Raw genomic sequence first — 26,090 nt, 5'->3', positions numbered from 1 at the left:
TCCCGGCGGTCGTTGGACGCGGGGCCTTCCGCGCCGGCCCCGGCCGACCTAGAGTTGGGGGCGGCGACCGTGGAGGTGGCCGGTGACCCGGCGGGAGGCGCAACCCGACGGGCCCAGGTGCGTCCCGCACCCACCGGTGTTCCGCCGCGTCCCCGCCGCGCACCGGTTCGACCGGTCACCCTCGCCCCGGTCCGCTCGTACGGAATCCCCATCACACCAGGGGAGACAAGGACAATGGCGCGACCCATCACGCTCTTCACCGGCCAGTGGGCCGACCTTCCGTTCGACGAGGTCTGTCGGCTCGCCTCCGAGTGGGGCTACGACGGTCTGGAGATCGCCTGCTGGGGCGACCACTTCGAGGTCGACAAGGCGCTGGCCGACGACTCCTACGTCGACCGGAAGAAGGAGACCCTGGCCAAGCACAACCTGAAGGTCTACACGATCTCCAACCACCTGGTCGGCCAGGCCGTCTGCGACCACCCCATCGACGAGCGTCACCAGGACATCCTGCCCGCGCGGATCTGGGGCGACGGCGAGCCGGAGGGCGTCCGCCAGCGGGCCGCCGAGGAGATCAAGGACACCGCCCGGGCGGCCGCGAAGCTCGGCGTGAAGACCGTCGTCGGCTTCACCGGGTCGTCGATCTGGCACACCCTCGCGATGTTCCCGCCGGTGCCGCCGTCGATGATCGAGCGCGGCTACCAGGACTTCGCCGACCGGTGGAACCCGATCCTCGACGTCTTCGACGAGGTCGGCGTGCGTTTCGCGCACGAGGTGCACCCCAGCGAGATCGCGTACGACTACTGGACGACGAAGCGGACGCTGGAGGCGATCGGGCACCGGCCCGCGTTCGGGCTGAACTGGGACCCGTCGCACTTCGTCTGGCAGGAGCTGGACCCGGTGAACTTCATCTTCGACTTCGCCGACCGGATCTACCACGTCGACTGCAAGGACGCCAAGGTGCGTACGGGTGACGGCCGGCGCGGTCGCCTCTCCTCGCACCTGCCCTGGGCCGACCTGCGGCGCGGCTGGGACTTCGTCTCCACCGGCCACGGCGACGTGCCCTGGGAGGACTGCTTCCGCGCGTTGAACGCGATCGGCTACGACGGGCCGATCTCGGTCGAGTGGGAGGACGCCGGGATGGACCGTCTCGTCGGCGCCCCGGAGGCCCTCCAGTTCGTGCGCCGGCTCGCCTTCGACGCCCCGAGCGCCGCCTTCGACGCGGCCTTCAGCAGCAGGGACTGACCGACACGGGCGACCGGGGGCCGACCACCCTTCGGCCCCCGGTCAGCCCGTCGCGAAGACCTGCTCGCTGACCAGCCGCGCCGCGCCCACCAGCCCCGCCCGGCCACCCAGGTCGGACAGCACGACCGGCATGGTGCCGGTGGCCAGCGGCGCCGACCGGCGGTAGACGACCGAGCGGATCTCGGCGAGCAGGATGTGCCCGATGCCGTCCGCCGCGCCCCCGATCACCACGATGCCGGGGTTGAAGAAGCTGACCAGGCCCACCAGGACCCGCCCGATCCGGCGGGCGGCGTCGCGGAACAGCGTCTGCGCGGCCGGGTCGCCGGCCGTGGCGGCGGCGGCCACGTCGCGTACGGTCAGCGTGCCGGCCGCCGCGAGTCGGCCGGCCAGCTCGGCGGAGCGGCCCGCGCGGGCGGCGGCCAGGGCGGCCGCGACCAGCCCGGCGTCCCCGCAGTAGGCCTCCAGGCAGCCGCTCTCCCCGCAGACGCAGGTCGGCCCGTCCTCGCCGAGGGGCAGGTGGGCGATGTCGCCGGCGCTGCTGGTCGCGCCCCGGTAGAGCGTCCCGCCGAGCACCAGGCCGCAGGCGATCGCGGTGCCGAGCTTGACGTAGAGGAAGTCCTCGACGGTGCGGCCGATGCCGGTGTGCTGCTCGCCGAGGGCGAGGACGTTGGCGTCGTTGTCGACCACGGCCGGGCAGCCCAGCTCGGTGGCGAACGCGTCCCGCACCGGGAACCGCTGCCAGCCGGGCAGCGCCGTCGGCGCCACCGAGGCGCCCGCCTCGGCGCTCACCGGGCCGGGCAGGCCGATGCCCACACCGGTCAGCTCGGGGATGCCCAGCTCCACCCGGAGCTTGTCGACCAGTTCGACCGCCCGGCCGGTCACCGCCTCCGGCCCGGTGCGGACGTCCACCGGCTCAGTGGCCTCGGCCAGGACGTTCAGCTCGCCGTCGGTCACCGCCACGGTGACCCGGTCGGGTGCGACGACCACGCCGGCGAAGCGCACCCCGCCGCCGAGGCGCAGCAGCGACGAGCGGCGGCCACCGCGGGACGCGGCCGGCCCGGCGGTCTCCACCAGGCCCCGGGCGACGAGCCGCTCCAGCTCCACGGTGAGCGTGGACCGGGACAGGCCCAGGGCGTCGCCGAGCTCCACCCGGGACCGGGGGCCGTCGTCGCGGAGCAGACGGACCAGTCGCGCCTGCTGCGTGTTCTCGGGTCGGACCAGCACCATGACCACCACCTCCGCAACCGGAGTCTTCCACGGCGGTGTTACCGCCTTGTGGCGACCGGGGGCCGCATCCCGTGACGGATGCGGCCCCCGGGTGGTGTCCGGGTCGGTCAGCTCCGCCGACCCGGCGACGGTGTCAGCCGCGAAGGCGCGACATGTGGCGGTAGCTGACCTCGGCGTACCGCAGCGAGCGGCCCGGGTCGGCGGCGCCGCCCGGCGCGTTGTCCTGCTCCCACATCGGGTTGTGGTAGCCCTTCGCGCCCATGTTGGCGAAGAAGGTCCCGTAGTCGATGTCGCCCTCGCCGAGCGGCACCATGTCGTACCCGGCGCTGTTGGCCGGGTTGAACGCCCCGTCCTTCGCGTGGAAGAGCGGGAACCGGATGGTCTGGGCGGCGACCAGGGCCAGCGGGTCGAAGACGCTGGTGCGGGTCACTCCGTCCGGGTCGGTGTAGGTGCGGAACCGGTGCTGGGCCACGTGCGCCCAGTAGATGTCCAGCTCGAACCACACCCACTCCGGGTTGGTCCGCGCGATGAAGTACTCCAGCTTCCGGACCCCGGAGGATCGGGTGGGCCGGCCCTGGGCGTCCAGCGGGCCGCTGTCCAACAGGAAGTTGTACGCCGCGTCGTGGTTGTGCGTGTACAGCTTCAGCCCGCGGGCGGCGGCCATCTCGCCGAAGGTGTTCCACCGGTCCACGGCGGCGTCCCAGTCGGCCTTGTAGTTGCTGCTGGTCGGGTCGCTGCCGGTGCCGATGTGCGTCATCCCGAGGATCTCGGCGGTGTCGAGCGTCTGCTCGAACGCGGCGATCGTGTCGGGCGTGACGGTGCTGGGGACCGAGGCGTGCGAGCCGTTGGCGCGAAGCCCGTTGTCGTCCAGGATCTTGCGGATCTCGGCGGGGGTGATCTGTCGGCCCAGGATGGCGGTGTGCTGGGTGTACCCGGCGAACTCGACCTCCTTGTAGCCGATCTCGGCGAGCCGGCCGAGCACCCGCTCGAAGCCGTACGGCACCCCGGTGGCGTCCGGGGCGGCCGAGATCCGGTCGCGGACGCTGTAGAGGATGATGCCGCGCTTGCCGGGCGGGACGAGCACGCCGTTGCCGGCGAGGGCGGGGGAGCCCAGGCCGGTGGCGCCGACGGCGGCGGCGCCGGCGACGCCGGCGACGCCGGCGAGCATCCGGCGCCGGCTCATTCCGTGCTGACTGTCGTTCATCGAACCTCGCTCTGGTCGGGCGGATCCGCCTCAGCGCCGGTCGCTGAGGTGGCCGCTGGGGGAGTACCAAGAGCCTGGCCAGGTCCTACGCAGGACGATATTTGCGAGCGACACTAAAGAGAAGAGGTAGGTGGCAGAAGTTTTCGTCGATCCGGCCGAACTTCTGCTCCAAATAGGAGAAAGTCTCCCAGCTCTCCGGTGGTCCTCCGACCTGCGGCCGTCCGGGCCGTCCGGGCTGTCCGGTCGGGCCGTCCGACCTGCGGCCGGACACGCCGCGGGCCCGACCGCCGGGTGGCGGTCGGGCCCGTGACGACGTGCGACTACATGCTGGTGCTGGTGCCCGAGCCGGACGGCTTGCTGCTGGTCGACGAGGTCGAGCCCGAGCCGGCCTTCGCACCGACCGTCGCCGGGCTGCCGGCGAACGCCTGGTCGGCCCCGGTCAGCTCCGGCTTCTTGCCGTTGCCGTTGCCGGTGCCGAGCTTCTCACCCAGCTTGGTCTGGCCGAGCTTGTCCTTGCCCTCGCTGTAGAGCCGGGTGGCCTGCGCCTGCGCCACGCCGGCCGCCTCCTGGACGGTCGGGTGGTCGAGCACCTTGCGGCCCCGGACCATCAGCTCCTCGTACTTCTCCCGGCCGGCACGGGCGCCCAGGACGAATCCCGCAGCCAGCCCGCCAAGAAACATGATCTTTCCGCGCATGGCGGCTCCTTCCGTACCTGACGCGCCGTCGCCCCTTCGGGTGATCCCGTCGGGTGCGCCCATCTCGCGCCTGCGTCCTGTCTCCGCAGCTAACTACCCATCCTGCTCCGCGCTCATACCTCCTTGTGCGCTGATGGCGATTTATCCCGATTGCCCTGGCGCGCGGACCGGCCGTCCGGGCGGCGGCCCACGCCGCGCGTAGCTCGGTAACCCCCTGGACCAACACCCCCGAGAATCCTGTACTCTTGTCCCCGTCGCACCGCGCTGGAGAGATCCAACCGCTGAGCGATGCAGTCCCCTGTAGCTCAATTGGCAGAGCAGCCGGCTGTTAACCGGCAGGTTATTGGTTCGAGTCCAATCGGGGGAGCCACTTCCACGACGCCCGTCGGCCCCGGCCGCCGGGCGTTCGTCGTCTCCGCCCCGGATCTTCGTGCCCCGACGCCGCCGCCGTCCGGCGCAAGCTGGGGCATTTCACCCCGTAATCGGCATACCGCCCGGCAGGATGGACGGGTCGGCTCAGGCTTCGGCCGGTGACGCGTCGATTTCGGGGTGGGGCGGATGTCCGGACCGGGGGGCCGCGGCCGGGTCACGCTGGTCGCGGTGGCCGTGGTGCTGGCCTGGCTGGTCGTCGGAGCGGTCGCCGGCCCCTACTCGGGCCGCCTCGGCGACGTCGCGACCAACGACAACGCCGCCTTCCTGCCCGCCGACGCCGAGGCCACCCGCGCGCAGGACCTGGCCGGCGGCTTCGTGGACCGGGAGACCATCCCCGCCCTCGTCGTCTACGAACGCCGCAGCGGCCTCACCGAGCCGGACCGGCAACAGGTGGCCGCGGACGCCGCCCGCCTCGCCCAGGTGCCCGGTGTCGTCGGGCCACTGCCCCCACCGATCCCCAGCGCCGACGGGCAGGCCCTGCAACTCGTCGTCCCCGTCGACGACGCCGAGGGGGAGCGGATCGGCACGGTCGTCGAGCGGATCCGGGACGTCACCGGCTCCGGCTCCGGCGGGCTGACCGTGGCCGTCGCCGGACCGGCCGGCCTGCTCGCCGACCTCATCGAGGTGTTCGCCGCGATCGACGGCGCACTGCTGCTCGTCACCCTGCTCGTGGTGCTGGTGATCCTGCTGATCGTCTACCGCAGCCCGGTGCTCTGGATCTTCCCGCTGCTCGCCGCCGGCATGTCGTACGCCGTCGCGTCCCTCTTCGTCTACCTGCTGGCCCGCGCCGACCTGATCACCCTGAACGGGCAGGCGCAGGGCATCCTCACCGTGCTGGTCTTCGGCGCCGGCACCGACTACGCGCTGCTGATGGTCGCCCGCTACCGCGAGGAGCTGCACCGGCACGAGCGGGCGTGGGCCGCGATGCGGGTCGCCTGGCGTGGCGCCGCACCGGCGATCATCGCCTCCGGCGGCACCGTCATCCTCGGCCTGCTCTGCCTCCTGCTGTCCAGCCTCAACTCCAACCGCGCCCTCGGCCCGGTCGCCGCGACCGGCATCGCCGCGACCCTGCTGGTGATGCTCACCTTCCTGCCGGCGCTGCTGGTGCTCGGCGGCCGGTGGGCGTTCTGGCCCCGCCGACCCCGCCACGACCAGGCCGACCCCCGGGCCGAGCACGGCCTCTGGGCCCGCATCGCCGGCTTCGTGGCCCGGCGGGCCCGACCGGTCTGGCTGGTCACCGCCGTGCTGCTGGGCCTGCTCGCCATCGGCCTCACCCAGCTCGGCACCACCACGCTCGGCCAGTCCGACCTCTTCACCGAACGCACCCAGTCGGTGGTCGGCCAGGAGACGATCGCCCGGCACTACCCGGCCGGCACCGGCAGCCCGGCTACCGTCTTCACCCGGCAGGAGGCCGCCGAAGCGGTCACCGCGGCCGCCCGCGCCGTGCCCGGCGTGGCCGCCGTCCGCCCCGTCACCGCCGACCGCACCGCCGCGCCCGACGGGCCGGCCGCGGCGCCCCGGGTCGTCGACGGCCGGGTCCAACTGGACGTCACCCTCGCCGACGAACCGGACAGCGCCGCCGCCGAACACACCGTCCGCGAGCTGCGCGTCGCCGTCCACCGGGTCCCCGGCGCCGACGCCGTGGTCGGCGGGTTCACGGCGGTCAACGTGGACACCGGCGACGCCGCGGCGCGGGACCAGAAGGTCATCATCCCGGTGGTGCTGGCCGTGATCGCGGTCATCCTGGCGCTGCTGCTGCGGGCGCTCGTCGCACCGGTCCTGCTGATCGCGACCGTCCTGCTCTCCTTCGCCGCCACCCTCGGCCTGTGCGGGCTGCTGTTCCGCCACGTCTTCGACTTCCCCGGCGTGGACGCGTCCTTCCCGCTGTTCGCCTTCGTCTTCCTGGTCGCCCTCGGCATCGACTACAACATCTTCCTGATGAGCCGGGTGCGGGAGGAATCGCTGCGCCGCGGCACCCGGGCCGGCGTGCTGGTCGGCCTCGCCGTCACCGGCGGCGTCATCACCTCCGCCGGCATCGTGCTCGCCGCGACGTTCTCCGCGCTCGCCGTGCTCCCGCTGGTGGTGCTGGTCGAGCTGGGCACCGCGGTCGCCGTCGGCGTACTCATCGACACCATCGTCGTCCGCTCGCTGCTGGTGCCCGCGCTCGCGTACGACATCGGGCCGAAAATCTGGTGGCCGGGCCGACTGGCCCGGACGAACCGTGTGGAGGGCGCGCGCGATGCCGGCTGACACCGACGTGGTCATCATCGGCGGCGGCCTGGCCGGGCTCGCCGCAGCCCGCCGGCTGCACCGCGCCGGCACACCGTGGCGGCTGCTGGAGGCCGGCGACCGGCTCGGCGGCCGGATCGCCACCGACGCCGTCGACGGCTTCCTGCTCGACCGGGGATTCCAGGTGCTCAACACCGCCTACCCGAGGCTGGGCACCCTCCTCGACGTCGACCGCCTCAACCTCGGTACCTTCACCTCGGGGGTGCTCGTGCGCCGCGACGACCGCCTGATCCGGCTGGTCAACCCGCTGCGGGAACCCGCCGGCGGGCCGCGCACCACGTTCGCCGGCATCGGCTCCCTGAACGACCGGCTGCGGTTCGCCGGACTCGCCGCCGGCTGCGCCACCCTCCCGGCCGCGCGCCTGCTCGCCGCCCCGGAAACCACCAGCCAGGCCGCCCTGCGCCGGGCCGGCCTCTCCGACGCGATCATCGAGGAGCTGATCCGCCCGTTCCTCGCCGGCGTCTTCATCGACTGGGAGCTGGAGACGTCCAGCCGGGTGCTGGCCATGGTGCTGCGCTCGTTCGCCCGCGGCCGCATCGGCCTGCCCGCCGAGGGGATGGCCGCCCTGCCCCGCGCCATCGCCGCCCCACTGCCGACCGACCTGATCGAGCTGCACACCCCCGTCGCCGAGGTCGCCCCCGGTCGGGTCCGCACCCCGGCCGGCGAGATCCGCTGCCGCGCCGTCCTGGTCGCCGTCGACCCGCCGGCGGCCAGCACCCTGCTGCCCGGCCTGGCCACGGTACGCATGCACAGCTACACGACCTACTACCACGTCACCGACGCCGCGCCGCTGGACGAACCGATCCTGCTCGTCGACGGCGACCGGCGGGAGGTCATCGCCAACACCGTCGTGGTCAGCCACGCCGCACCGACGTACGCGCCCGCCGGCCAGCACCTCGTCGCCACCTCGGTGGTCGGCCCGACGCCCCCGCCCGAGCCGACCGTACGCGCCGAACTGACCCGCCTCTACGGCCGCTCCACCGCCGACTGGACCCACCTCACCACCGTCCGGGTGCCGGCCGCGCTGCCCGCCGCGCCACCCCCGCAGGGTCGGCTGCGCAAACCGGTGGCGCTCGGCGACGGGCTCTTCGTGGCCGGCGACCACCGGGCCAGCCCGTCCATCCAGGGCGCCCTCGCCAGCGGCTGGCGAGCCGCCGGTGCCGTCCTCGACGAGCTACGCGCGGCCGGGTGATCCTGGGCCCGCCGTGACGGGTGCGCGCTGTTATCCTCGCGTAGCCCTTCGTACGCCGCGCGCGGGCGGAGGTCCTTACGACGTGGGTGACGCGGTCGACACGGTGCTGGTCCGGGCCGGAGCGACCGGGATACGATCCCGCGCGGTGCCGGGGCGGTAGCTCAGCCGGTTAGAGCAGGGGACTCATAATCCCTCGGTCGCGGGTTCGAGTCCCGCCCGCCCCACCAGCCGTTCTCCCAGGTCAGCCATGCTGCCGACGAACCGAACGGACCGCGTCAAGGTCCGGACCTCTGGATCCGCCGGCGCTGGCACACCGAGGACATGATCCACCACGTCCGCGATGTGACGTTCCGTGAATATCTTCACCAAGCCAGAGTCGGCTGACACGCTGCTAATACCGCGGTCGGTTGCCAGCGCACCACCGGCGCGACCAACATCGCCCGTGCCATCCGCACGGCACCCGCCGCCCACACGACCTCATCACCGTCGTGACCAGCGGTTACCGAAGAACCAATAACCCTGCCGTCAACCCACCCGACTAATGCTCCAGCCGCCGTTCGGGATCATGGCTGGAGTTCGAGGTTGAGGCGTCGCGTGTAGTGGGATCGTCGGGCTCGGGCCTGATGGCGGCGTCGCCACTGTGACCAGTGCAACACCCACTCAATGTCGCAGGCATCATGGCACCCTCCTCAACAGGCACAACGCCCGGCAGGTCCGGCGGAAACCTCGTTGGAGCGTCGGGGTGGTGATGTCTTTCCTTGCCGGGTTCTGAAGTCGGCGGCGGTTTCGTCGTCGTATGGATCGGGGCCAGGAATTCTCGGCTCAGGTCTTTCGGGGCGTGCAGGCACCTCTGGGATTCCTGTGCCAAGGCAGAGTTTGGCCCGGTAAGCATCTCGACCATGCAGAAAGGAAGGTTTATGTTTAAGAGATGGTGGAGATCGACCGCCGTTACGGCCACCTGCGCCATGGTGGCCTCGCTGTTGCTGGTGGCACCCGCATCGCCGGCGGCGGCCGCTTATTTCGGTGAAACCCCATGGGAGGTGCTCGACAGCGCAGGCAACATTCAGCCTTCATCCGATCAGGCTCCAGTTACGGCACAAAATAGCCTTCGGCACCAGGTCTGGGTATGGCGCGGCGAGACCAGCAACAGACTTTATATGCAGGGTCAGTACTATGGCAGCCCGCTGGGCCCGATTGAGCAGATCCCGAACGCGCAAACCCCGGCGGCGCCCGCGGTGGTGGGGGTTCAAAATGGATTCGTGATTCTCCATCGCGGTAACGACAATCGCATCTACTACGCGACTAATGTTGGCAACCGTGGCATTAGTGGAGGGGCCTTCAGCGAGTGGCGTCCCATCGCCACCAACAATGGAACGCATTTCGTCACCACATCGGATGCGCCGGCTGTTGTCGAGATCGGCGGCAGAGTGGTCGTCGCCTACCGGGGCGAGAGCAGCGGTCGAATTATACTGTGGACGGCAGTTTCTACTTCACAGGCGGCGAAGCCGGAGAGGCCCGAATCGCGTGGAGCAACAACGTCGGGACTGCCGCCTATTCGGAGGTGGGGCCGGGGTTCGCCAACTTTGCAGGCCACCTGCACCTTTTCTGGCGTGAGCGCAATGCAATCCAAGTCATGGTCCGTTTCCCCGGCCAAGAATGGACGAATACCGCCTACGAGATTCCCGGCTCGACCCGGGTCGGGAATTCTGGGCGGCCCGCCGCTGCCGCGAACGGCAATTACATGATGGTGGCATACCTCGGTAACGCGGACGCGAGTGGCTATCGGCCGATTTGGCGGCACCGGTATTTTGGTGGAACTGGTAGCTGGGAGATGCCGCAAGTTGATGCGAACGGGTGGACCACGAACCGCAGCGTCACCTTGGCGGCAGTTTCCGTCGTCTTCGAAATGCTTATGATCGCGCACAATCGTGTCATCCACGAGAAGGTGGCGTGGCGGACGTAGGTCAGTTCATTCGATGATGGCCGCCAGTCCGGTGGCGGCCATCGCCGTTCGGAGTCGAGTAGGTCTCGCGGCCGGAGTTGGGTTTGCGGGGTGTAGCGCTCGGACCTTCATCCAACCCCACCCAGGTATTCGATCACCTCGGTCGCGGACCCCGGCCCCGGCGCCGCTGGCGCAGTCGCGCCCGACACCGTTCCCGAACCAAGGACCGCACCCGCCTGACCGGCGGACCGGTTGCCGTCGTCCTCGGCCTCCCTGGCGTAGGTGACCGGCCGGACGGCCATGCTGGCGGGACCCGTTGTGACGGGCTGAGGAGGGACGATCGCCGTCGGGGCTGCTCTCCATGAGGGCGGGGCGATCGCTGCCATGCAGCAGAGCTGCTTGCGTCCGAGTCTCGTGGGATCTGCCCGCGATTCGATGACGACGAGGGCCAGGACGCGCCCATCCCCCGGATGTCCGATCCTCTACGCCCCTGCCCGGCGTCAAGGGCACTACGCCTCGGACGCCGATGGCCTACGGCCATCCTTGACCCCGACCGCGCGCCGCAGTACCTGGCATCTATCCGGGGCATCGGGACAAACTGGCGGCCACCATTTTGCCGGCGAGGTGAGGCTACCCGGCCTGCCGGACCCCGCTGGCAGAACGGATCATCGCCGGAGACGTTGACGGCCAAGACGGCTGCGGCCGCGATGACCTCGGTGTCCCAAAGATCGCGCGGCCACTGGGAGAGGGGAGCGGCGGCGGACCGGAGAAGCCGGGACACCACGACGAGGCGGGTGTCCAGCGTCAACTCTTCAAGCGAGTGCAGGAAGTCCTCCGCCCCATCGCTGTCCCCGTCGTGGCCGCCGCGGACAGCACGCGCAAGATGCGTGATGTAGTGGCCTCCGGATCCCGTCGAGGCCCCTACATCACAGATGTTGCTCGTGACCAGCCTGGCTGCCGTGTGTCGTGCCTGGTTGATCGACATGTCACAAGAGGAGGTAATGCCCGTGTCGCTGTCCACCCCCACGCTGCATACCACTCGCCTCATCCTGCGTCCCTTCGAGGGCGCCGACGCGAGCGCGCTGTTCGCGCTGCACAGCAGCGCCTACGTGCTGCGCTACTGGGATTCGCCACCGTGGAGCGAACCGGTACGCGCCGAGGGGTTCATCGCGGCTTGCCGGCGGATGGCAGCGGAGGGCACCGGGGCGCGGCTGGCCGTGGACCGTGACTCCGACGGGGCGTTCATCGGCTGGTGTGGCCTGACCCGGTGGGATCCGGGCGACCGCAGCGCGTCGCTGGGTTACTGCTTCGACGATGCGGCGTGGGGCCACGGTTACGCGACCGAGGCCGCCCATGCGGTGCTGCGGTGGGCGTTCGACACGCTGGACCTGAACCGCGTCCAGGCGGAGACCGACACGCGTAACGTGGCGTCCGCCCGCGTGCTGGAGAAGCTCGGGTTCGTGCGTGAGGGGACGTTGCGGGAAGACTGCGTCGTGAACGGTGAGGTCTCCGACTCCTGGGTCTTCGGACTGCTCCGGCGGGAGTGGCGGCCGTCGTCCAAGCCGGGTCCCGCCCGTTGAGTCCGCGCTCCCGCACGAGATGCCGGAGCGGGTGCGGAGACGTGTGGGATGCGCCGGCCGCCGCGCGAGCGTGGTGTGTCCACGACCGAGCGGGCGCGGCGGCCGGCGATGACGCTCGTCAGAAGGCGCTGCGGACGGTGCCTCCGTCGACGCGGATCGTCGCGCCGCTGATGTACTCGGCGTAGGGGCTGCACAGGTAGGCGACAGCTCCGGCGATCTCGTCGGGCCGCCCGTAGCGCACCCGGTCGTTGGGCACGATCTCGCGGACCGAGTTGTACTCGATCTCCTCCCACGTCTCGCCCCAGCCGCGCTCCGGCGAGAGCTTGGTCAGGAAGTCCTGGACGGCCGGGACGAGGATCGCGCCGGGCGACACGACGTTGGAGGTGACCCGGGTGCCGGCCAGGTCGCGGGCGAGCGAGACGGCCAGGTTGTGCCGGGCGGCCAGCGAGGCGTTGTAGTGCGGGTGGTTGTTGAACGGCTGCATGCTCAGGCCGCCGCCGATGGTGACGACCCGCCCGTAGTCCCGCTCCCGCATCGCCGGGACGAGGCGCTGGATCATCCGTACGCCCGACACCACGTTGATGTTGTAGGTCTGCTGCCATATGTCAGCGGTGGCGCCGGCCCAGTCGAGGTGTTCGTAGGAGCCGGCGTTGTTGACCAGAATGTCGACGGCCCCACCGGCCAGTGCGCCCTCGGCGGCCTGGTCGGCGCCCGCGTCGGTGGCGAGATCACCCGTGGTGATCGAGGCCCGACCGCCGTTGCTGACGATCGAGTCGGCCACCGCCTGCGCGCGCTCGGCGGTGCGGCCGTGGATGACGACCTCCGCACCTTCGGCGGCGAGCAGCCGCGCGGTGGCCTCACCCAGCCCGGACGTCGAGCCGGTGATCAGTGCGCGACGCCCTGCCAGTTGCAGATCCATGAGAACTCCTCGATAGAGGTGGCTGTGTCTACACACGTAGACTACGTCGCTAAGTTGCCACCTGTAGACTTGCCCGGTATGACAACCGCCACGACCCGGCCCCGCGATGCCGGGAATACCCGGCAGGCGATCCTCGATTCGGCGATCACCGCGTTTACCAGGCACGGTTACGACGGGGTGGGCGTGCGTGAGATAGCGGCGAACGCCGGAGTGACGGCGATGCTGGTGAACCGCTACTTCGGTTCCAAGGAAGGTCTGTTCGCCGAGGTTGTCGATGTCTCGTTCGCGCAGCCGACGATGGTTCCGCGACGTTCCGACCACCTTGCGGCCGAGACGGCGCGTGCCCTGATCGGCCGCACCGCGCCGGATGCTGACCATCTCGGGCCGTTCGAGCTGATGCTCAAGTCGGCGGCCAACCCGCGGGCCGCCGAGATCATCCGGGCCGGCATCGAGAAGCACGTCGGGGCCCGGTTCGCCGACGCCCTCCAGGGGCCGTACGCGCAGGAGCGGGCCGAGCTGGGACTGGCCCTGATCGCCGGCGTGTGGCTCACGCGTCGGATCATCGGCACACGTGGGCTGCGCGACGCCGATCCACAGACGCTGCGAGCGCACGTCACCCGCATGCTGGAGGCCATCACCGAGCCCTCCGCCTGATCGCGGAGGGTGGCGTGAGCGAGGCTGTTCGCCAGGGTGACGTAAACGACAGGGCGGTCTCTCACTTGATAGTGCATGCTCTCACTTATGGCTGATGAGAACACTGTCGCGGGACGCCTGGCCCGTTGGGCGAGCCGCCTACGCTTCGAGGATCTGCCCGCGGAGGTTGTCGAGCGCACCGAGCAGGTGATCCTCGACCAGCTCGGAGTCCAGGTGCTCGGCTCGACCCTGCCCCACACCCAGCCGGTGCGGCAGTTGGCCGCAGCGGCACCGGGCCCACCCGAGAGCACGGTCACCGGCAGCGACCGGAAGGCCACCGCAGCGCAGGCCGCCTACGTCAACGGCACACTCGGCCACAGTTGCGAGTACGACGACGCGCACGCCATCGCCTGGCACACCTCCTCAGCCGTGGTGCCGGCCGCGCTGGCGCTCGCCGAGCGTGACGGCGCCGACGGCCGCGAGCTGATCACCGCGGTGGCCGCCGGCATCCAGGTGATGGGACTTCTGGGCGCGGTGACCACCGGCGGCATGCTGGCAACCGGCTGGCACGGTTCCAAGGTTCTCGGGGTGTTCGGCGCGACGGTCGCAGCCGGCCGCATCCTGCGGCTCAGCCCGGCGGAGCTGACCCAGGCATTCGGGATCGCCGGCAGCGACGCCTCCGGCACGATGGAGTACGACCGCAGCGGCGGCGAGGTCAAGCGCCTACACGCGGGCTCCGCGGCCCGCGCCGGCACGGAGGCCGCGCAACTCGCTCGGCTCGGTCTGACCGGCCCACCGATGATCTTCGAGGGGCACCGTGGCGTCTTCGCGCTCTTCGGCGGCGCCGAGGGGGCGGACATCCCGGAGGCCGCGTGGCAGCACTGGCACGTACTGGACACGATCTTCCGCTTCTACCCGGCCGTCGGCACCGTGCACGCCCCGCTCGACGCCATCCGCCATCTGCGCGAGGCCACTCCGATCGACCCACAGCAGATCGCGCGAATCCGGATCGGGCTCGTCGACTTCGCGGTCGGCCACGGCGCCGCCATCACCCGCCCGACCGACGCGATCTCCGCCCAGTTCAGTCTGGCGTTCGGCGCCGGCCTGCAGTTCGTCACCGGCCGCAACGCACCCGCTGACTACTTCGACCCGAACCTGTGGAACGACCCGGCGATCCTGGCCATCGGCGATGTGATCGAGCCGTATGCGATGCCCATCCCGGCAGGGGACCCGGTGTTCAGTGCCCGCGTCGACATCGAGCTGCGCGACGGGTCTCACCTGGAGCATTACCAGGCCGGATTCCGCGGCCACCCAACCCGCCCGGCCACCTCCGCCGACATCGAACGCAAGTTCACCGAGAACGTCGCGGGTGTGCTCGGCGGCGAGACCAGCGCCGCAATCGTCAAGACCGTCGCGACGCTGCACGAGGGGAGTTCCGTACCGTCGCTCACAGCGCTGCTCAGGCGGCGGCCGTAGAAAGGGAAGACCATGACGTCCGGACCCGCGACCGGCGCACTGCGCCGGGATGCCGCTGCCAACCGGAGGCGCCTACTCGACGCCGCCGAACGCGTGTTCGCCGAGCGCGGGCCCGAAGCAAGCATGGAGGAGATCGCCCGCGCGGCGGAGGTCAGCCCGGCCACCCTCTACCGGCGCTTCCCGACCAAGGACGCACTGGTTCGGGAGGTCCTCGCCACGTTCTTCGGTCAACTGGTCGAGCTGGCCGGGCAGGCCCTGACCGAACCACCACAGCGTTGTCTCGACGTCTACTTCGAAACCGTTGGCTACCAGTTGGCCGCCAAGCGTGGCTTCATGCACGGCATGTGGGGCGAGCTCGCACCCGCCCAGCTCGTCACCGAGTTGGAGGCCCGAACCGGTCAGTTGCTCGACCGCGCCCAGCGCGGGGCCGGAATCGCACAGTCCGTCACCCTCGCCGACATCGCGGCGACCATCTGGGCGTTGCGCGGCATCATCCACACCGCCGGGGATGCCGCGCCGGACGCCTGGCGGCGGCACCTCGGCTACGTGCTCGCCGGATTTCGCGGACCCTCTTCCACCGCGCCGACACCATCGGCCACCCGCTCACTGCCGAAGCAAGCCGTGGAGTGAGGAAGGCTGAGACAGCAGCGACCGCGCTGAGCGTGCCGCCCGCCTGACCGCCCGCAGCCGCGGCCCCCGCGTACGTCGAAGGTTCTCTATGATCTGCGGACAGGGCGACGGCGACGGGGGCCGCGAGTGATCGAAGCGATCTTCTTCGACATCGGCGGGACCATTCTGGACGAGTCCCGCGAGTTCGAGACCTGGGCCGACTGGCTGGGCGTTCCGCGCCACACGTTCTCGGCGGTCTTCGGTGCGGTGGTCGTCCGGGGTCTGGACTATCAGGAGACGTTCCGGGTCTTCCGGCCCGACTTCGACCTTGAGGCCGAGCGTGAGCGCCGAGGCCTCGCCGACAAGCCGGAGTCGTTCGGCGAGGAGGACCTCTACCCGGACGCCCGGCCGTGCCTGACCGCCTTGAAGGAGCAGGGGCTCTTCGTGGGCCTGGCCGGGAACCAGCCGGCCCACGCGGAGGCGCTCCTGCACGCTCTCGACCTGCCGGTGGACGTGATCGGCACGTCGCACGGGTGGGGTGTGGAGAAGCCGTCGCCGGCCTTCTTCGAGCGGGTCGTCCGCGAGGGCGGTGGCGACGCGTCCTCGATCCTCTACGTCGGGGATCGGCCCGACAATGATGCCCGCCCGGCCTTGCAGGTCGGTATGCGGGCGTGCCTGATCCGGAGGGGTCCGTGGGGGCACATCCTCGACCTCCCCACCGTCGCCGAGCGGTGCCTGTTCCGCATCGACTCGCTGGACGAGCTTCCGGACCTGGTCGCGAAGCACAACGCGACGAACGGCTAGCTCACCGCGCGGAGTCGCGGAACACCGTCGGCCTGGTCGCTGATCGTCGATGGAGGCGGCGTACCTCCTGCCCGTGAGCACCTCTCCGGAGACGCTGCCGACGCTGACCCATCCGGTGTTGTGTCGGCACCCGATCGACCTCCTCGGCCGCGCCCTGATGCGGCTCTCCAGCCGGCGCCTCCCGCGGCACTCGTTCGACTGGCTGATCGGCCCGAGCGCGGGGCGCGATGTCGTCGGGCACGACTGGGTGCGGCGCACCGCCACCGATCTCGGCGGCTCACTGAGCAGCGGCCCCGATCACGGGCTGTTGACCTCGTTCGCCGCGCTGGCCGGCGAGGGCTTCGACCCGTCCACGGTGGACCGTCGGATCGCCGACTTCTACGAGCACGCCTCCCGCTGGCACCTGGACCTGTGGTCGGAGTGGTCCGCCGTCGCGTGGCCGTTCGGCCGGATCATCACGTCCCTGCTCAGCGAACGGCTCCAGCAGGCCTGCCTGCCGATGCGGCCGCTCGACGCGTCGTTCGGCATGACCAGCGACGTGGTGCACATCCACGACGCGTACGGCGAGGTCGTCGGCGCGGCCTGGCTCCGCAACATGCGCAAGACAGGCCACGTGGCCTACAGCGGTCTTTACGGCGTCCGGACCCTGCCCGGTAGCCGGCAGCCCAGCGTCCGGGTCGTGTTTCCCCTGCCGCTGGGCTCGTTCCAGGTCTTCCTCAGGACGTCCGCCGGCCCGGACGGCAGCTTCCACTTGCGCTCCCCGCTCGGACGGTTCGGGGCCGACGGCGCGTATCTGGTGTTGGAGCGGCATGACGAGACGTTCAGTGCCCGCCGTATCCCGCTGAACGAGCACTTCCACCTGTACGTGGACGAGGACGGTGACGTGCGGGCCGACCACCGCCTCAAGCTGTGGAACATCCCCGCGGTCCGGCTGCACTACCGGTTGCGCCGCGGGCCTGAGGTGCGGCATCCCGGCTGAGGTGCCCGAACCGCGCCCGCCTCAGCCCTGCAGGTTGTCGAGCAACTGGTTGATGCTCGCCTTGATGCGTCCCGGCGTGATGTCCCGTTGAGTGGTGAGGTGCCCGATCAGGGTGGGCGTGGTCAGGCCGAGCAGGAGGTCGGCCAGGACGTCGATGTCGGCGTCGGGCCGGATCTGGCGCAGGAGCGTCGCGATGTGCAGGCGCCAGGCCAGGTAGGGGCCGCTGGTGTAGCGCGCGAGAGGTGAGGCGCACTCCGCGGCGAGCATGATCGTCATGTGCTCGGCGACGTGGTCGGTGAGCGCGTGGAGGAACGCGCGCAACCGGTCGACGGGCGGGGCGTCGGGTCCCAGCGGCGCGGGTCCGGCGAGGAAGGCCTGCTGGAACTGCCGTTCGCGGTCGTCGAGGAGAGCCACGAGCAGTTGGCTCACGTCACCGAACCGGCGGTAGACGGTTCCGACGCCGATCCCGGCGATCTGCGCCACGGCGTTCATCGTGACGGCCTCGGGGCCCTGGTCGGCGAGCAGGCGCGCAGCCGCGTCGAGGATGCGCCGACGGTTACGCGCCGCGTCCGCGCGCTCGGGCGGTGGCTGGTCGGGGACGGGGATCCCCACGCCGGCGCTGTTGCCTGCGTCTCTCACGACGCTGAGGTTACCGGACCGCCTTGGCAATCGGATGGTTATCCGGTTAGCCTCGCCGAGCAAACGGATAGGAATCCGGTTGGTATCTCCTCGGAAGGACGATCATGAGCCCCAAGGTTGCGGTCATCTACTACTCGGCGACCGGCACCGTCTACCAGCTCGCCAAGGCGGTCGCCGAAGGCGCGGAGAAGGCCGGCGCCGAGGTGCGCGTACGCCGCGTGGCGGAGCTGGCCCCGGACGCCGCCATCGACTCCAACCCGACCTGGCGGGAGCACGTCGAGGCGACCCGGCACGTCGAGGTCGCGACCCTCGACGACCTGGCCTGGGCGGACGCCTACGCGTTCGGCACGCCCACCCGGTACGGCAACGTCGCCGCCCAGCTCAAGCAGTTCCTCGACAGCACCGGCGGGCTCTGGCAGCAGGGGGCGCTCGCCGACAAGCCGGCCACCGGTTTCACCAGTGCCGGTAACGCCCACGGCGGCAACGAGTCGACCCTCCTGGCGCTGTACAACACGCTGCACCACTGGGGTTCGATCATCGTGTCGCCCGGCTACACCGACCCGGTCGTGTACGCGGCCGGCGGCAACCCCTACGGCACCTCGCACCCGGGCGGTGCCGGCGCGCCGGGCGAGGAGAAGCTCGAGGCGGCGCGCTACCAGGGCGAGCGACTGACGAAGTTCGCGGCCCGGCTGCGCGGCTGACCGAGGCCCGGTCGCGCCGTCGCCGCGGTGTTCCCGGATGTCACCGGCATCGCGCCGGGGCGTCGCAGGCCCACCGCGGCGCCGGCAGCGCGCGCCACATCCACCGCAGCGTGCGCTACAGCCCTGATGGAGGGGCCTCCCGATGCCGCCGAGGCCCCTCGATCACGGATGTTGCCCGCACGGCGACCTGGCGCGAACGCGGCCGCTGTGCGGCGCGCCGTCGAGGCGGCCGGTGGCGGGGGCAGGGTCGTCATCGACGTCGGGGGCTCAGCGGCGGAGCGCTGGCGCCCCGGGTCGTGGCGATGACGTTGGCGACGGCCACCCGCACCGGGTCCGGGTTGGCCCAGCTCCAGTTGGGGTGGGCCCGGTTGGTGAGCAGGACCAGGACCATCCGCCGGGCCGGGTTGACGAGCAGCGAGGTGCCGGTGAAGCCGGTGTGCCCGAAGGTGATGCTGGTGGCCAGCTGACCCATGAACCAGGGCTGGTTCAGCACGACGCCGAGGCCGTGGTCCGAGGTGCGGTTGGGGCGGTCCGGGTCGACGGCGGGCAGGCCGACGTTGACGTTCGTGAGCATCTGCCGGGTGATGCGCTCGGAGAGGATGCGCGTGCCCCGGTAGGCGCCGCCGTCCAAGAGGAGCTGCCCGATGACGGCGAGGTCGGCCGCGGTGCTGAAGATGCCGGCGTGCCCGGCGATTCCGCCGAGGTGGTTGGCCACGTCGTCGTGGACGATCCCGCGCAGCAGCCCCCGCGAGGAGCGGGCGTCGGTGGCGACCAGCCGGGCGGCCTGGTCGGCCGAGCTGAGCCAGTTCTTCGGGTTGAACCCCGTGTCGCGCAGGCCGAGCGGGCCGGTGATCCCGGCCTGGAGGGCCTTGTCGAGCCGCTGCCCGGTGAGCTTCTCGACGAGTTGGGCGGCGACCATCAGCCCGACGCTGGAGTAGCGGAAGACCGTACCGGGAACGGCGCCCTTGACCAGCGGCGTCGCGAGGACGGCGGCACGGCGTGCGGCGTCGTCGGGCAGGCCGGTGACGGTGGCCCCGACGGGTAGGCCGCTGGTGTGTGCCAGCAGCATGGCGACGGTGATCTTGTCCTTGCCCGGCCCGGCGAAGCCGGGCAGGTGGGTCACGACGGGCGTGTCGAGGGCGATCCGACCCTTGTCGACCTGTTGCAGGGTCAGGATCGCCGTGAAGATCTTGGTCAGCGACGCGACGTCGAAGATGGAGTCCGGCCGCATCGCCACCTGCTTCGCCTCCGGCAGCAGCACCGGGCCGGCGTCGTAGCGCAGCGCCTTGCCCACCACCGACAGGGCGGTGACGCTCCCGTCCACCTGGCAGAGCGCCACCGCGCCGGCGTAGCCGGGATGCGTCGGGTTCTCCCTGGTCGGCTGGAGGTGGCGGCCGAGCTCCCGGCTGAGGTGGCGACTGAGCGGCGAGCCGCTGTCCACCCCGCCCGCGGTCGCCTCCGCCGCCCCCATCTCGGCGTCGACGGAGGGCGAGGTCGAGCCGGTGGCCCCCATCTCGGCGCGGGCTCCGGCCTGCCGCGCCGCGTCCGCCGTCCCCGTCGTGGCCGACGGTCCCGCGGAGGACGCGGCGGACGACGGCGCGGCCTGGTCGCGGCAGCCGGCGACGGCGGCGGTGACGGCGGCCAGACCGGCGCCGAGGACGGTACGGCGGTGCAGGGACATGCGCGGCATCATGACAGGCGCCGGCGCGTGACGCACCCGGCCACCCCGGCGGTTGTCGATCGCCCGAGTGGGCGGTCGGGCCGACCCACCGGCCACGGTCACCGGATCGGTGCCGGCGTGACGACGGGCTTTTCTTCGCAAGACGGTACGACTGTCTGATAGCAGACAAGACGGTCGGGGGTTCGGCGTCGCACTGTTGTAGCAGGTCAAGAGGCTGACGGATGGCGGGCCACATCCCACTCCTCCGCCCGGACAAGGACGTCACCCATCCCCGGCAGCCGGTCCGGTGACCGGTGCGCGTCCCGCGCGTCCCCGGCGCTCCCGGCTCGCCGTATCCCGACGCCCGACCGGGCCGGCGCCGGCCGCGAGCCGCGCCTTCCCGGCGGCCGAGCAAGGAAGGAGGGGCCGACATGGCCGCTCCCACCGTGACCGCTTCCCTGAACGCCGCCTCCTACTCGCCGGGGGATCCCATGACCCTGACGGTGACCTACGGCGACGCGGACACCAGACCGTTGACCGTCACGATCGTGGTGACCGACGCGCAGGGCAACAGCAGCGCCCCGGTGCGCGTCGCCGCCGTCATCGACCCACTCACCCTCACCGTCACCGACGACTCCGGCCGCGACTGGACCCGGCTCTCGGACACCGGAACCGTCGCCGTCTACCGGGCGGTGGCGTGATGCCCCGGGTCACCGTGAGCGTGCGCGACAACGGTGGGCGTACCGCCACGGCCAACGCGGACTACACCATCGCCCCGCCCGTGCTCGGCGGCTACTACCTCTCCGGCGGCGCCGACCCGACCGCCGACCTGGCCGGCGGCAACTTTCGGTCCCTCACCCAGTACCGCAGCTTCGCCGACGGCTACACCTTCCCCGGATACCAGCGACCCTGGCTGATCACCCTGGGCAAGGCCGGGGTCCAGGTGAACATGGTGCTGGAGTTGAAGCACTACGGGGCGCCCAACGCCGGGCCGCAGACGTTCACCGTGGACGGCACGTCGTACACCGTGCCGGAGCCCGCCATGACCATCCAGCAGCGACCGGGCACGAGCTGGCCCAAGGCGTACGGCTACGGCCAGGTCATCGCCGGCCAGTGCGACGGCCTGTTCGCCCGCGCCCTGTCCCAGTACCGCACGATGGGCTTCGCGGTGAACATCCAACTCGCCTCCGAGCTGGACACCGACCACGAGTTCGGCACCAGCGAGGCCGGGCGGGCCTACACGTGGGCGGAGTCCGACGCCCGCGCGGTGCAGGCGATGACGTACATCGTGAACTGGTTCCGGGCGCGCACGCCGCCGGCGGGGACGACCTTCTCGGTCGGGGTGGGCGGGTTCGACCGGGCCTGCTTCCAGCGCACCCACCCCGAGGCGCTGATGTCGAAGCTGGACTTCCTCCAGTGGAACGTCTACGCGACCAGCGCCGGCGACACCGCGCTCGCCCGGTTCCGGCGGACGAAGGACTGGGCGGTCGCCGACCTCGGCCCGGTCGGGCTGTCCCGGCCGGTGCTCATCGCCGAGTGGGGAGTCCGGGTCGCCGAGGTGCCCGACCAGGCCGGTTGGATCGCCACCGTTCCCGCCGCGATCGCGGCGCTCAACGCCGAGCGGGGGCCCCGCATCGTGCGGACCAACTACTTCAACTCCGGCTGGGGGACGCTCACCCCCAAGGCGACCGGGCTCGCCGCGCTGCGCAAGGCCTACGCCACCCGCCCGTACGTCTGAGCGCCGGCCCGCGGCGGGTCACCCGCGGCCCGCCGCCGGCCGGCCTCAGTCCACGCCGAGCCGTCGGGCGTACGCGTGGCGCAGCTCCGGCCAGCCGAACTCCTGTGCCTCCGACCCGCGGATGGGGCCGACCGGGTCACCGTCGAGCAGGCGGGCGGCCACGTCGAGGCAGAGGTGCCAGCCGGCGGCGACGCTCGGCACGAACTGCGGGTCGGCCACCGTGTGCCGCAGCGTGACCAGGCTCCCGCCCACCGTGGGATCGATCTCCCACCGCAGCAGGTCGTCGCCCCAGGTGTACTCCAGCAGGTGCGGCGGCTCGGCCCGCCGTACGGTCGCGGGGTGCTGTTCCCGGTGCTCCCCGTCGACCAGGGTGAGCACGGCGGCCCCGGGCGACCCGAGGTCCCGGTCGGCGAGGAACGGCGCCCACTCGGCCAACCGGGCCGGGTCGGTCAGCAGGGCCCAGACCGGGGGCGGCGGATGCGGCAGGGGCCGGGACAGGAGCAGGCTGCTCGTCCCGTCGGTGGTCTCGCAGCTGACCGCCAGCGGCGGGCTCGGGTGGAACGTCGTGCGGTCCATCATCGCTCCTGACTGTCGGGGTGCCTGGTCCGTCGGCGGGCCCGCGACCGGCTCCATATGCTCAGGTCATGGAACTGCGGATCTTCACCGAACCCCAGCAGGGCGCAAGCTACGACGAGCTGCTCGCCGTGGCCCGCTGCGCCGAGGACGCCGGTTATGCGGCGTTCTTCCGCTCCGACCACTATCTCAAGATGGGCGACGTGAGCGGGGATCCCGGCCCGACCGACGCGTGGACCACGCTGGCCGGCCTGGCCCGTGAGACCAACCGGATCCGGCTCGGCACCCTGATGACCGCCGCCACCTTCCGGCTGCCCGGTCCCCTGGCGATCACCGTCGCCCAGGTCGACCAGATGAGCGGCGGCCGGGTGGAGCTGGGCATCGGTACCGGCTGGTTCGGCGAGGAGCACACCGCGTACGGCATCCCGTTCCCGTCGCTGGGCGAGCGGTTCGACCGGCTCGAGGAGCAGCTCGCCGTCATCACCGGGCTCTGGGCGACGCCGCCGGGTGAGACGTTCGACTTCGCCGGCCGGTACTACCCGGTGAGCGGCTCGCCCGCGCTGCCGAAGCCGGTGCAGGCGCCGCGCCCGCCGATCCTGCTCGGCGGCATGGGCGCGAAGCGCACCCCGCGCCTCACCGCCCGCTACGCCGACGAGTTCAACCTCCCCTTCGCCTCGGTCGAGGACACCGTGACCCAGTTCGGCCGCGTCCGGGACGCCTGCGCCGAGATCGGACGCGACCCGGCCGAGCTGCGCTGGTCCAACGCGCTGGTGCTCTGCTGCGGTCGGGACGACGCCGAGGTGGCCCGCCGGGCCGAGGCGATCGGCCGGGACCCCGACGAGCTGCGCGAGAACGGCCTGGCCGGCACCCCCGGCGAGGTCATCGAGAAGATCGGCCGGTACGCCGCGGCCGGCAGCGAGCGCATCTACCTTCAGGTGCTCGACCTCGCCGACCTCGACCACCTGGAGCTCGTCGCCGCCGAGGTGCTGCCGAAGGTCTGACGCCGCTCAGCCCACCGGACCGGGACCGCGCAGCACGGTGTCCAGCCGCCCGTCGCGGTCCCGGTCGAGGTAGGTCACGTCCGGCACACCGTCGCCGTCCAGGTCGACCTGCACCACGTCGGCCAGCCCGTCGCCGTCGAGGTCGGTGACCACCTCGACCGACCCGTCCAGGTGCCGGGTGACGATCGAACGGCCGCCGCCGCGCTCCACGCGGGGCGGCGGGCCGGGCGTGGGCACCGGCGTCGGCGCCGGTGGTGGCGCCGGCGTGGGCCGCGGACCCGGCGAGGTCGCGTCGGGGCGCGCCCCGACCGGTCCGCTGACCGGCTCCAGCCCGCTGCCGGTCGGGTCGATCTCCTCCTCGGACGGGAACACGTCGCCGCGTGGGGCGGGGTCTCGATAACTACTCATGGGCGTAGGGTTCCCCCCGACGCCGTGGGCAACCGTGCCCGATCGCCCGGTGCCGCCCGGTGTCGGGGTGGCGGAGGATGCTCGCACCGACGACCACGGTCGGGAACGGGGGGGTCAGGTCGTGGAACTGCGCCGGAGCCGAGGATCGCTCGTGCTGCCCCTGGTCTGCGTCCTGGCCGGGGTGTTCCTGCTGGCGTTGCCGCGCCACGGGGCCGTGCTGCGGACGGTCGTCGCGGTGGGCGTCATCGCCCTCGGCGGCGCGGTGCTGCTCTCCGCGCTGCGGCCGTTCCGGTTCGCGATCGGCCCGGACGGCCTGACCGTACGCCGGCCCGGCCTGCGCCGGACGATCCCGTGGGCGCAGGTCGAGGCGCTCGTGCTCGACCAGCCGCTGCCCCACGAGGGTCGTCCCGCCCCACCCCGCCTGCTGCTGGTGCCCGCGGCGGGCGTGACCGTCGGCCTGCCCCCGGCCGGTCGGCACCCGGTCGACGGCCGGAAGGCGGTCGAGCTGCTCGACCTCGGCCAGGTGCGCGACCGCCCCGAGGAGGTGGCGGCCGCCCTCGCCCGGTTCGCCGGGGACCGGTTCCTCGACGCCCACGGCGCGCGACGATCCGCCTTCGCGGTGCCGGACCTCACCGTGGGGCTGCGCGGTTACCGCACGAACGTGATCGACCGGCTCGTCCGGCGCGGGCAGGAGGCCCTGGCCTGGGGCGGCGCGGCCGAACGGCAGGCCGCCCGGGACGCGATCGAGCAGGCCCGGGCCGCCGGGCCGGTCGTCGCGCAGCGGGGCTACGACCAACGTCAGGTCGACGAGACGCTCGCCGCGCTCGGCGACGCCCTCGCCGACGACCGAACCACCGACCGGGAGCCCACCCTATGACCACCCCCCTCGACCACGGCGGCGACGCGGTGCCGCGCCGCAACTGGGCCGGCAACGTGCGGTACGCCGCCCAGCGCCACCACCGGCCCACCGACGTCGACGAGCTGCGGCGCATCGTCGCCGGCAGCCGGCGCCTCCGGGCCGTCGGCACCGGGCACTCCTTCAACCGCCTCGGCGACAGCACCGGCGACCTGGTCAGCCTCGCCGGCCTGCCACCGGAGGTCACGCTCGACCGGGACCGGGGGACCGTCACCGTCGCCGCCGCCCTGCGCTACGGCGACCTGGCCACCCGGCTGCACGCCGAGGGGTACGCCCTGGCCAACCTCGCGTCGCTGCCGCACATCTCGGTGGCCGGCGCGATCGCCACCGGCACCCACGGCTCGGGCGAGGGCAACGGCAACCTCGCCACCGCCGTCGCCGCGCTGGAACTGGTCACCGCCGACGGTGACCTGCTGCGGGTGGACCGCGACGCCGACGGGGACACCTTCGCCGGCATGGTCGTCTCCCTCGGCGCGCTCGGCGTGGTCACCCGGGTCACGCTCGACGTGGTCCCGACGTACGACGTCCGCCAGTACGTCCACCTCGGCCTGCCGCGCGCCGAACTGGACGCGGCGCTCGGCTCCGCGTACAGCGTCAGCATCTTCACCGACTGGCGCTCGCCCCGCATCGGCCAGGTGTGGCGCAAGCAGCGGGCCGACCAGCCGGCGCCACCGGCGGGCTGGCTCGGCACGACGGCGGCCGACGCCCCGCAGCATCCGGTGCCCGGCATGCCGGCGGAGAACTGCACCCCGCAGTTCGGCGAGCGGGGGCCGTGGCACGAGCGGCTGCCGCACTTCCGGCTCGGGTTCACCCCGAGCAGCGGCGACGAGCTCCAGTCGGAGTACCACCTGCCCCGGGCGGCCGCCGCCGAGGCGCTGGCCGCGCTCGACCCGATGGCCGACCGGATCGCGGCCGTGCTGCAGATCTCCGAGCTGCGCGCGGTGGCCGCGGACGGGCTGTGGCTCAGCCCGAATCACGAACGGGACAGCCTCGCCATCCACTTCACCTGGATCGGCGACGAGGCGGCGGTCGCGCCGGTGGTGGCCGAGGTGGAGCAGCGGTTGGCGCCGTTCACGCCACGTCCGCACTGGGGCAAGGTCTTCGGACTGGACGCCGAGGCCGTCGCCGCCGCCTGGCCGCGCTACCGCGACTTCCGGGCCCTCCTGGACAAGCTCGACCCCGACGGCACGTTCCGCACCGACGAACTCGACCGCCTCTTCCCCCGCTGACC

At 71.9% G+C, this 26,090-nt stretch carries 24 protein-coding genes and 2 tRNA genes; 18 read left to right on the top strand and 8 right to left on the bottom strand.

Going from position 1 to position 26,090, the window contains the following annotated elements; all coding sequences use genetic code 11:
* The first annotated feature begins 234 nt into the window (after positions 1-234).
* The gene (locus tag ACIBTV_RS22560) at positions 235-1,242 is read left to right on the top strand and encodes a sugar phosphate isomerase/epimerase family protein (protein WP_396707758.1); all 1,008 of its coding nucleotides are present in this window, start codon (positions 235-237) and stop codon (positions 1,240-1,242) included.
* Between the two features lie 42 nt (positions 1,243-1,284).
* Here ACIBTV_RS22560 and ACIBTV_RS22555 read toward each other — a convergent pair whose 3' ends face one another.
* From ACIBTV_RS22555 to ACIBTV_RS22545, 3 genes are all read right to left on the bottom strand, one after another.
* Positions 1,285-2,469: an ROK family protein gene (locus tag ACIBTV_RS22555; protein ID WP_396707756.1), complete on the bottom strand. Its 1,185-nt coding sequence runs from the start codon at positions 2,467-2,469 to the stop codon at positions 1,285-1,287.
* Positions 2,470-2,602: 133 nt separating this feature from the next.
* Entirely contained in the window at positions 2,603-3,673 is a 1,071-nt protein-coding gene (locus tag ACIBTV_RS22550) for a sugar phosphate isomerase/epimerase family protein (protein WP_396707755.1), read from the bottom strand.
* 320 nt (positions 3,674-3,993) lie between these two features.
* The gene (locus tag ACIBTV_RS22545; protein WP_396707753.1) at positions 3,994-4,368 is read right to left on the bottom strand and encodes a hypothetical protein; all 375 of its coding nucleotides are present in this window, start codon (positions 4,366-4,368) and stop codon (positions 3,994-3,996) included.
* A 294-nt stretch (positions 4,369-4,662) separates the two neighbouring features.
* Between ACIBTV_RS22545 and ACIBTV_RS22540 the strand changes: the two genes are divergently transcribed.
* From ACIBTV_RS22540 to ACIBTV_RS22515, 6 genes are all read left to right on the top strand, one after another.
* Positions 4,663-4,738: transfer RNA gene (locus tag ACIBTV_RS22540), tRNA-Asn, on the top strand.
* Positions 4,739-4,926: 188 nt separating this feature from the next.
* Positions 4,927-7,050, top strand: coding sequence for an MMPL family transporter (locus ACIBTV_RS22535; RefSeq protein ID WP_396707752.1), 2,124 nt, complete (start codon positions 4,927-4,929; stop codon positions 7,048-7,050).
* Entirely contained in the window at positions 7,040-8,281 is a 1,242-nt protein-coding gene (locus ACIBTV_RS22530) for an NAD(P)/FAD-dependent oxidoreductase (RefSeq protein ID WP_396707750.1), read from the top strand. The genes ACIBTV_RS22535 and ACIBTV_RS22530 overlap by 11 nt, the downstream gene beginning before the upstream one ends.
* A 150-nt stretch (positions 8,282-8,431) precedes the next feature.
* Positions 8,432-8,508 (top strand) — tRNA-Ile (locus ACIBTV_RS22525).
* 1,244 nt (positions 8,509-9,752) lie between these two features.
* Positions 9,753-10,244, top strand: coding sequence for a hypothetical protein (locus ACIBTV_RS22520; protein WP_396707748.1), 492 nt, complete (start codon positions 9,753-9,755; stop codon positions 10,242-10,244).
* Positions 10,245-11,230: 986 nt separating this feature from the next.
* A complete protein-coding gene (locus tag ACIBTV_RS22515) occupies positions 11,231-11,803 on the top strand; it encodes a GNAT family N-acetyltransferase (RefSeq protein ID WP_396707746.1) in 573 nt (190 codons plus the stop codon).
* Between the two features lie 118 nt (positions 11,804-11,921).
* On the opposite strand, the gene ACIBTV_RS22510 is transcribed toward ACIBTV_RS22515, so the two are convergent.
* Entirely contained in the window at positions 11,922-12,722 is an 801-nt protein-coding gene (locus tag ACIBTV_RS22510) for an SDR family NAD(P)-dependent oxidoreductase (protein ID WP_396707744.1), read from the bottom strand.
* 78 nt (positions 12,723-12,800) lie between these two features.
* Here ACIBTV_RS22510 and ACIBTV_RS22505 point away from each other — a divergent pair, with 78 nt between their 5' ends.
* From ACIBTV_RS22505 to ACIBTV_RS22485, 5 genes are all read left to right on the top strand, one after another.
* Positions 12,801-13,376, top strand: coding sequence for a TetR/AcrR family transcriptional regulator (locus ACIBTV_RS22505; protein WP_396707742.1), 576 nt, complete (start codon positions 12,801-12,803; stop codon positions 13,374-13,376).
* An 87-nt stretch (positions 13,377-13,463) separates the two neighbouring features.
* Positions 13,464-14,831 carry an MmgE/PrpD family protein gene (locus tag ACIBTV_RS22500; protein WP_396707741.1) on the top strand — a complete coding sequence of 456 codons (1,368 nt, stop codon included), beginning with the start codon at positions 13,464-13,466 and terminating at the stop codon, positions 14,829-14,831.
* A gap of 12 nt (positions 14,832-14,843) precedes the next feature.
* Complete coding sequence (locus ACIBTV_RS22495; RefSeq protein ID WP_396707739.1) at positions 14,844-15,461, top strand: TetR/AcrR family transcriptional regulator; 618 nt, start codon at positions 14,844-14,846, stop codon at positions 15,459-15,461.
* Between the two features lie 126 nt (positions 15,462-15,587).
* Positions 15,588-16,244 (top strand): HAD family hydrolase, encoded by a 657-nt coding sequence (locus ACIBTV_RS22490; RefSeq protein WP_396707737.1) that lies wholly within the window; start codon positions 15,588-15,590, stop codon positions 16,242-16,244.
* 73 nt (positions 16,245-16,317) lie between these two features.
* Entirely contained in the window at positions 16,318-17,223 is a 906-nt protein-coding gene (locus ACIBTV_RS22485) for a hypothetical protein (protein WP_396707735.1), read from the top strand.
* Between the two features lie 21 nt (positions 17,224-17,244).
* Here ACIBTV_RS22485 and ACIBTV_RS22480 read toward each other — a convergent pair whose 3' ends face one another.
* Complete coding sequence (locus ACIBTV_RS22480; RefSeq protein WP_396707733.1) at positions 17,245-17,862, bottom strand: TetR/AcrR family transcriptional regulator; 618 nt, start codon at positions 17,860-17,862, stop codon at positions 17,245-17,247.
* A gap of 104 nt (positions 17,863-17,966) precedes the next feature.
* Between ACIBTV_RS22480 and wrbA the strand changes: the two genes are divergently transcribed.
* Complete coding sequence (gene wrbA, locus ACIBTV_RS22475) at positions 17,967-18,563, top strand: NAD(P)H:quinone oxidoreductase (RefSeq protein WP_396707731.1); 597 nt, start codon at positions 17,967-17,969, stop codon at positions 18,561-18,563.
* Between the two features lie 250 nt (positions 18,564-18,813).
* Here wrbA and ACIBTV_RS22470 read toward each other — a convergent pair whose 3' ends face one another.
* Entirely contained in the window at positions 18,814-20,244 is a 1,431-nt protein-coding gene (locus ACIBTV_RS22470; protein ID WP_396707729.1) for a serine hydrolase domain-containing protein, read from the bottom strand.
* A gap of 410 nt (positions 20,245-20,654) precedes the next feature.
* Between ACIBTV_RS22470 and ACIBTV_RS22465 the strand changes: the two genes are divergently transcribed.
* Both ACIBTV_RS22465 and ACIBTV_RS22460 read left to right on the top strand, forming a co-directional pair.
* Positions 20,655-20,924: a hypothetical protein gene (locus ACIBTV_RS22465; RefSeq protein WP_396707728.1), complete on the top strand. Its 270-nt coding sequence runs from the start codon at positions 20,655-20,657 to the stop codon at positions 20,922-20,924.
* Complete coding sequence (locus ACIBTV_RS22460; RefSeq protein ID WP_396707726.1) at positions 20,924-21,961, top strand: hypothetical protein; 1,038 nt, start codon at positions 20,924-20,926, stop codon at positions 21,959-21,961. The genes ACIBTV_RS22465 and ACIBTV_RS22460 overlap by 1 nt, the downstream gene beginning before the upstream one ends.
* 45 nt (positions 21,962-22,006) lie before the next feature.
* On the opposite strand, the gene ACIBTV_RS22455 is transcribed toward ACIBTV_RS22460, so the two are convergent.
* Positions 22,007-22,537, bottom strand: a complete 531-nt coding sequence (locus ACIBTV_RS22455; RefSeq protein ID WP_396707725.1) for an SRPBCC domain-containing protein — start codon at positions 22,535-22,537, stop codon at positions 22,007-22,009.
* A 68-nt stretch (positions 22,538-22,605) separates the two neighbouring features.
* On the opposite strand from ACIBTV_RS22455, the gene ACIBTV_RS22450 reads away from it, so the two are divergent.
* Positions 22,606-23,535, top strand: a complete 930-nt coding sequence (locus ACIBTV_RS22450; protein WP_396707723.1) for an LLM class F420-dependent oxidoreductase — start codon at positions 22,606-22,608, stop codon at positions 23,533-23,535.
* Between the two features lie 6 nt (positions 23,536-23,541).
* On the opposite strand, the gene ACIBTV_RS22445 is transcribed toward ACIBTV_RS22450, so the two are convergent.
* Positions 23,542-23,943: a hypothetical protein gene (locus ACIBTV_RS22445; RefSeq protein ID WP_396707721.1), complete on the bottom strand. Its 402-nt coding sequence runs from the start codon at positions 23,941-23,943 to the stop codon at positions 23,542-23,544.
* Between the two features lie 151 nt (positions 23,944-24,094).
* Between ACIBTV_RS22445 and ACIBTV_RS22440 the strand changes: the two genes are divergently transcribed.
* Positions 24,095-24,820, top strand: coding sequence for a hypothetical protein (locus ACIBTV_RS22440; RefSeq protein ID WP_396707719.1), 726 nt, complete (start codon positions 24,095-24,097; stop codon positions 24,818-24,820).
* Positions 24,817-26,088 (top strand): FAD-binding protein, encoded by a 1,272-nt coding sequence (locus tag ACIBTV_RS22435; protein ID WP_396707718.1) that lies wholly within the window; start codon positions 24,817-24,819, stop codon positions 26,086-26,088. The genes ACIBTV_RS22440 and ACIBTV_RS22435 overlap by 4 nt, the downstream gene beginning before the upstream one ends.
* The last annotated feature ends 2 nt before the right edge of the window (positions 26,089-26,090 follow it).

Source organism: Micromonospora sp. NPDC049366 (assembly GCF_044466625.1).
Lineage (GTDB): Bacteria > Actinomycetota > Actinomycetes > Mycobacteriales > Micromonosporaceae > Micromonospora.
This window is presented reverse-complemented; position numbering and strand designations above follow the sequence as displayed.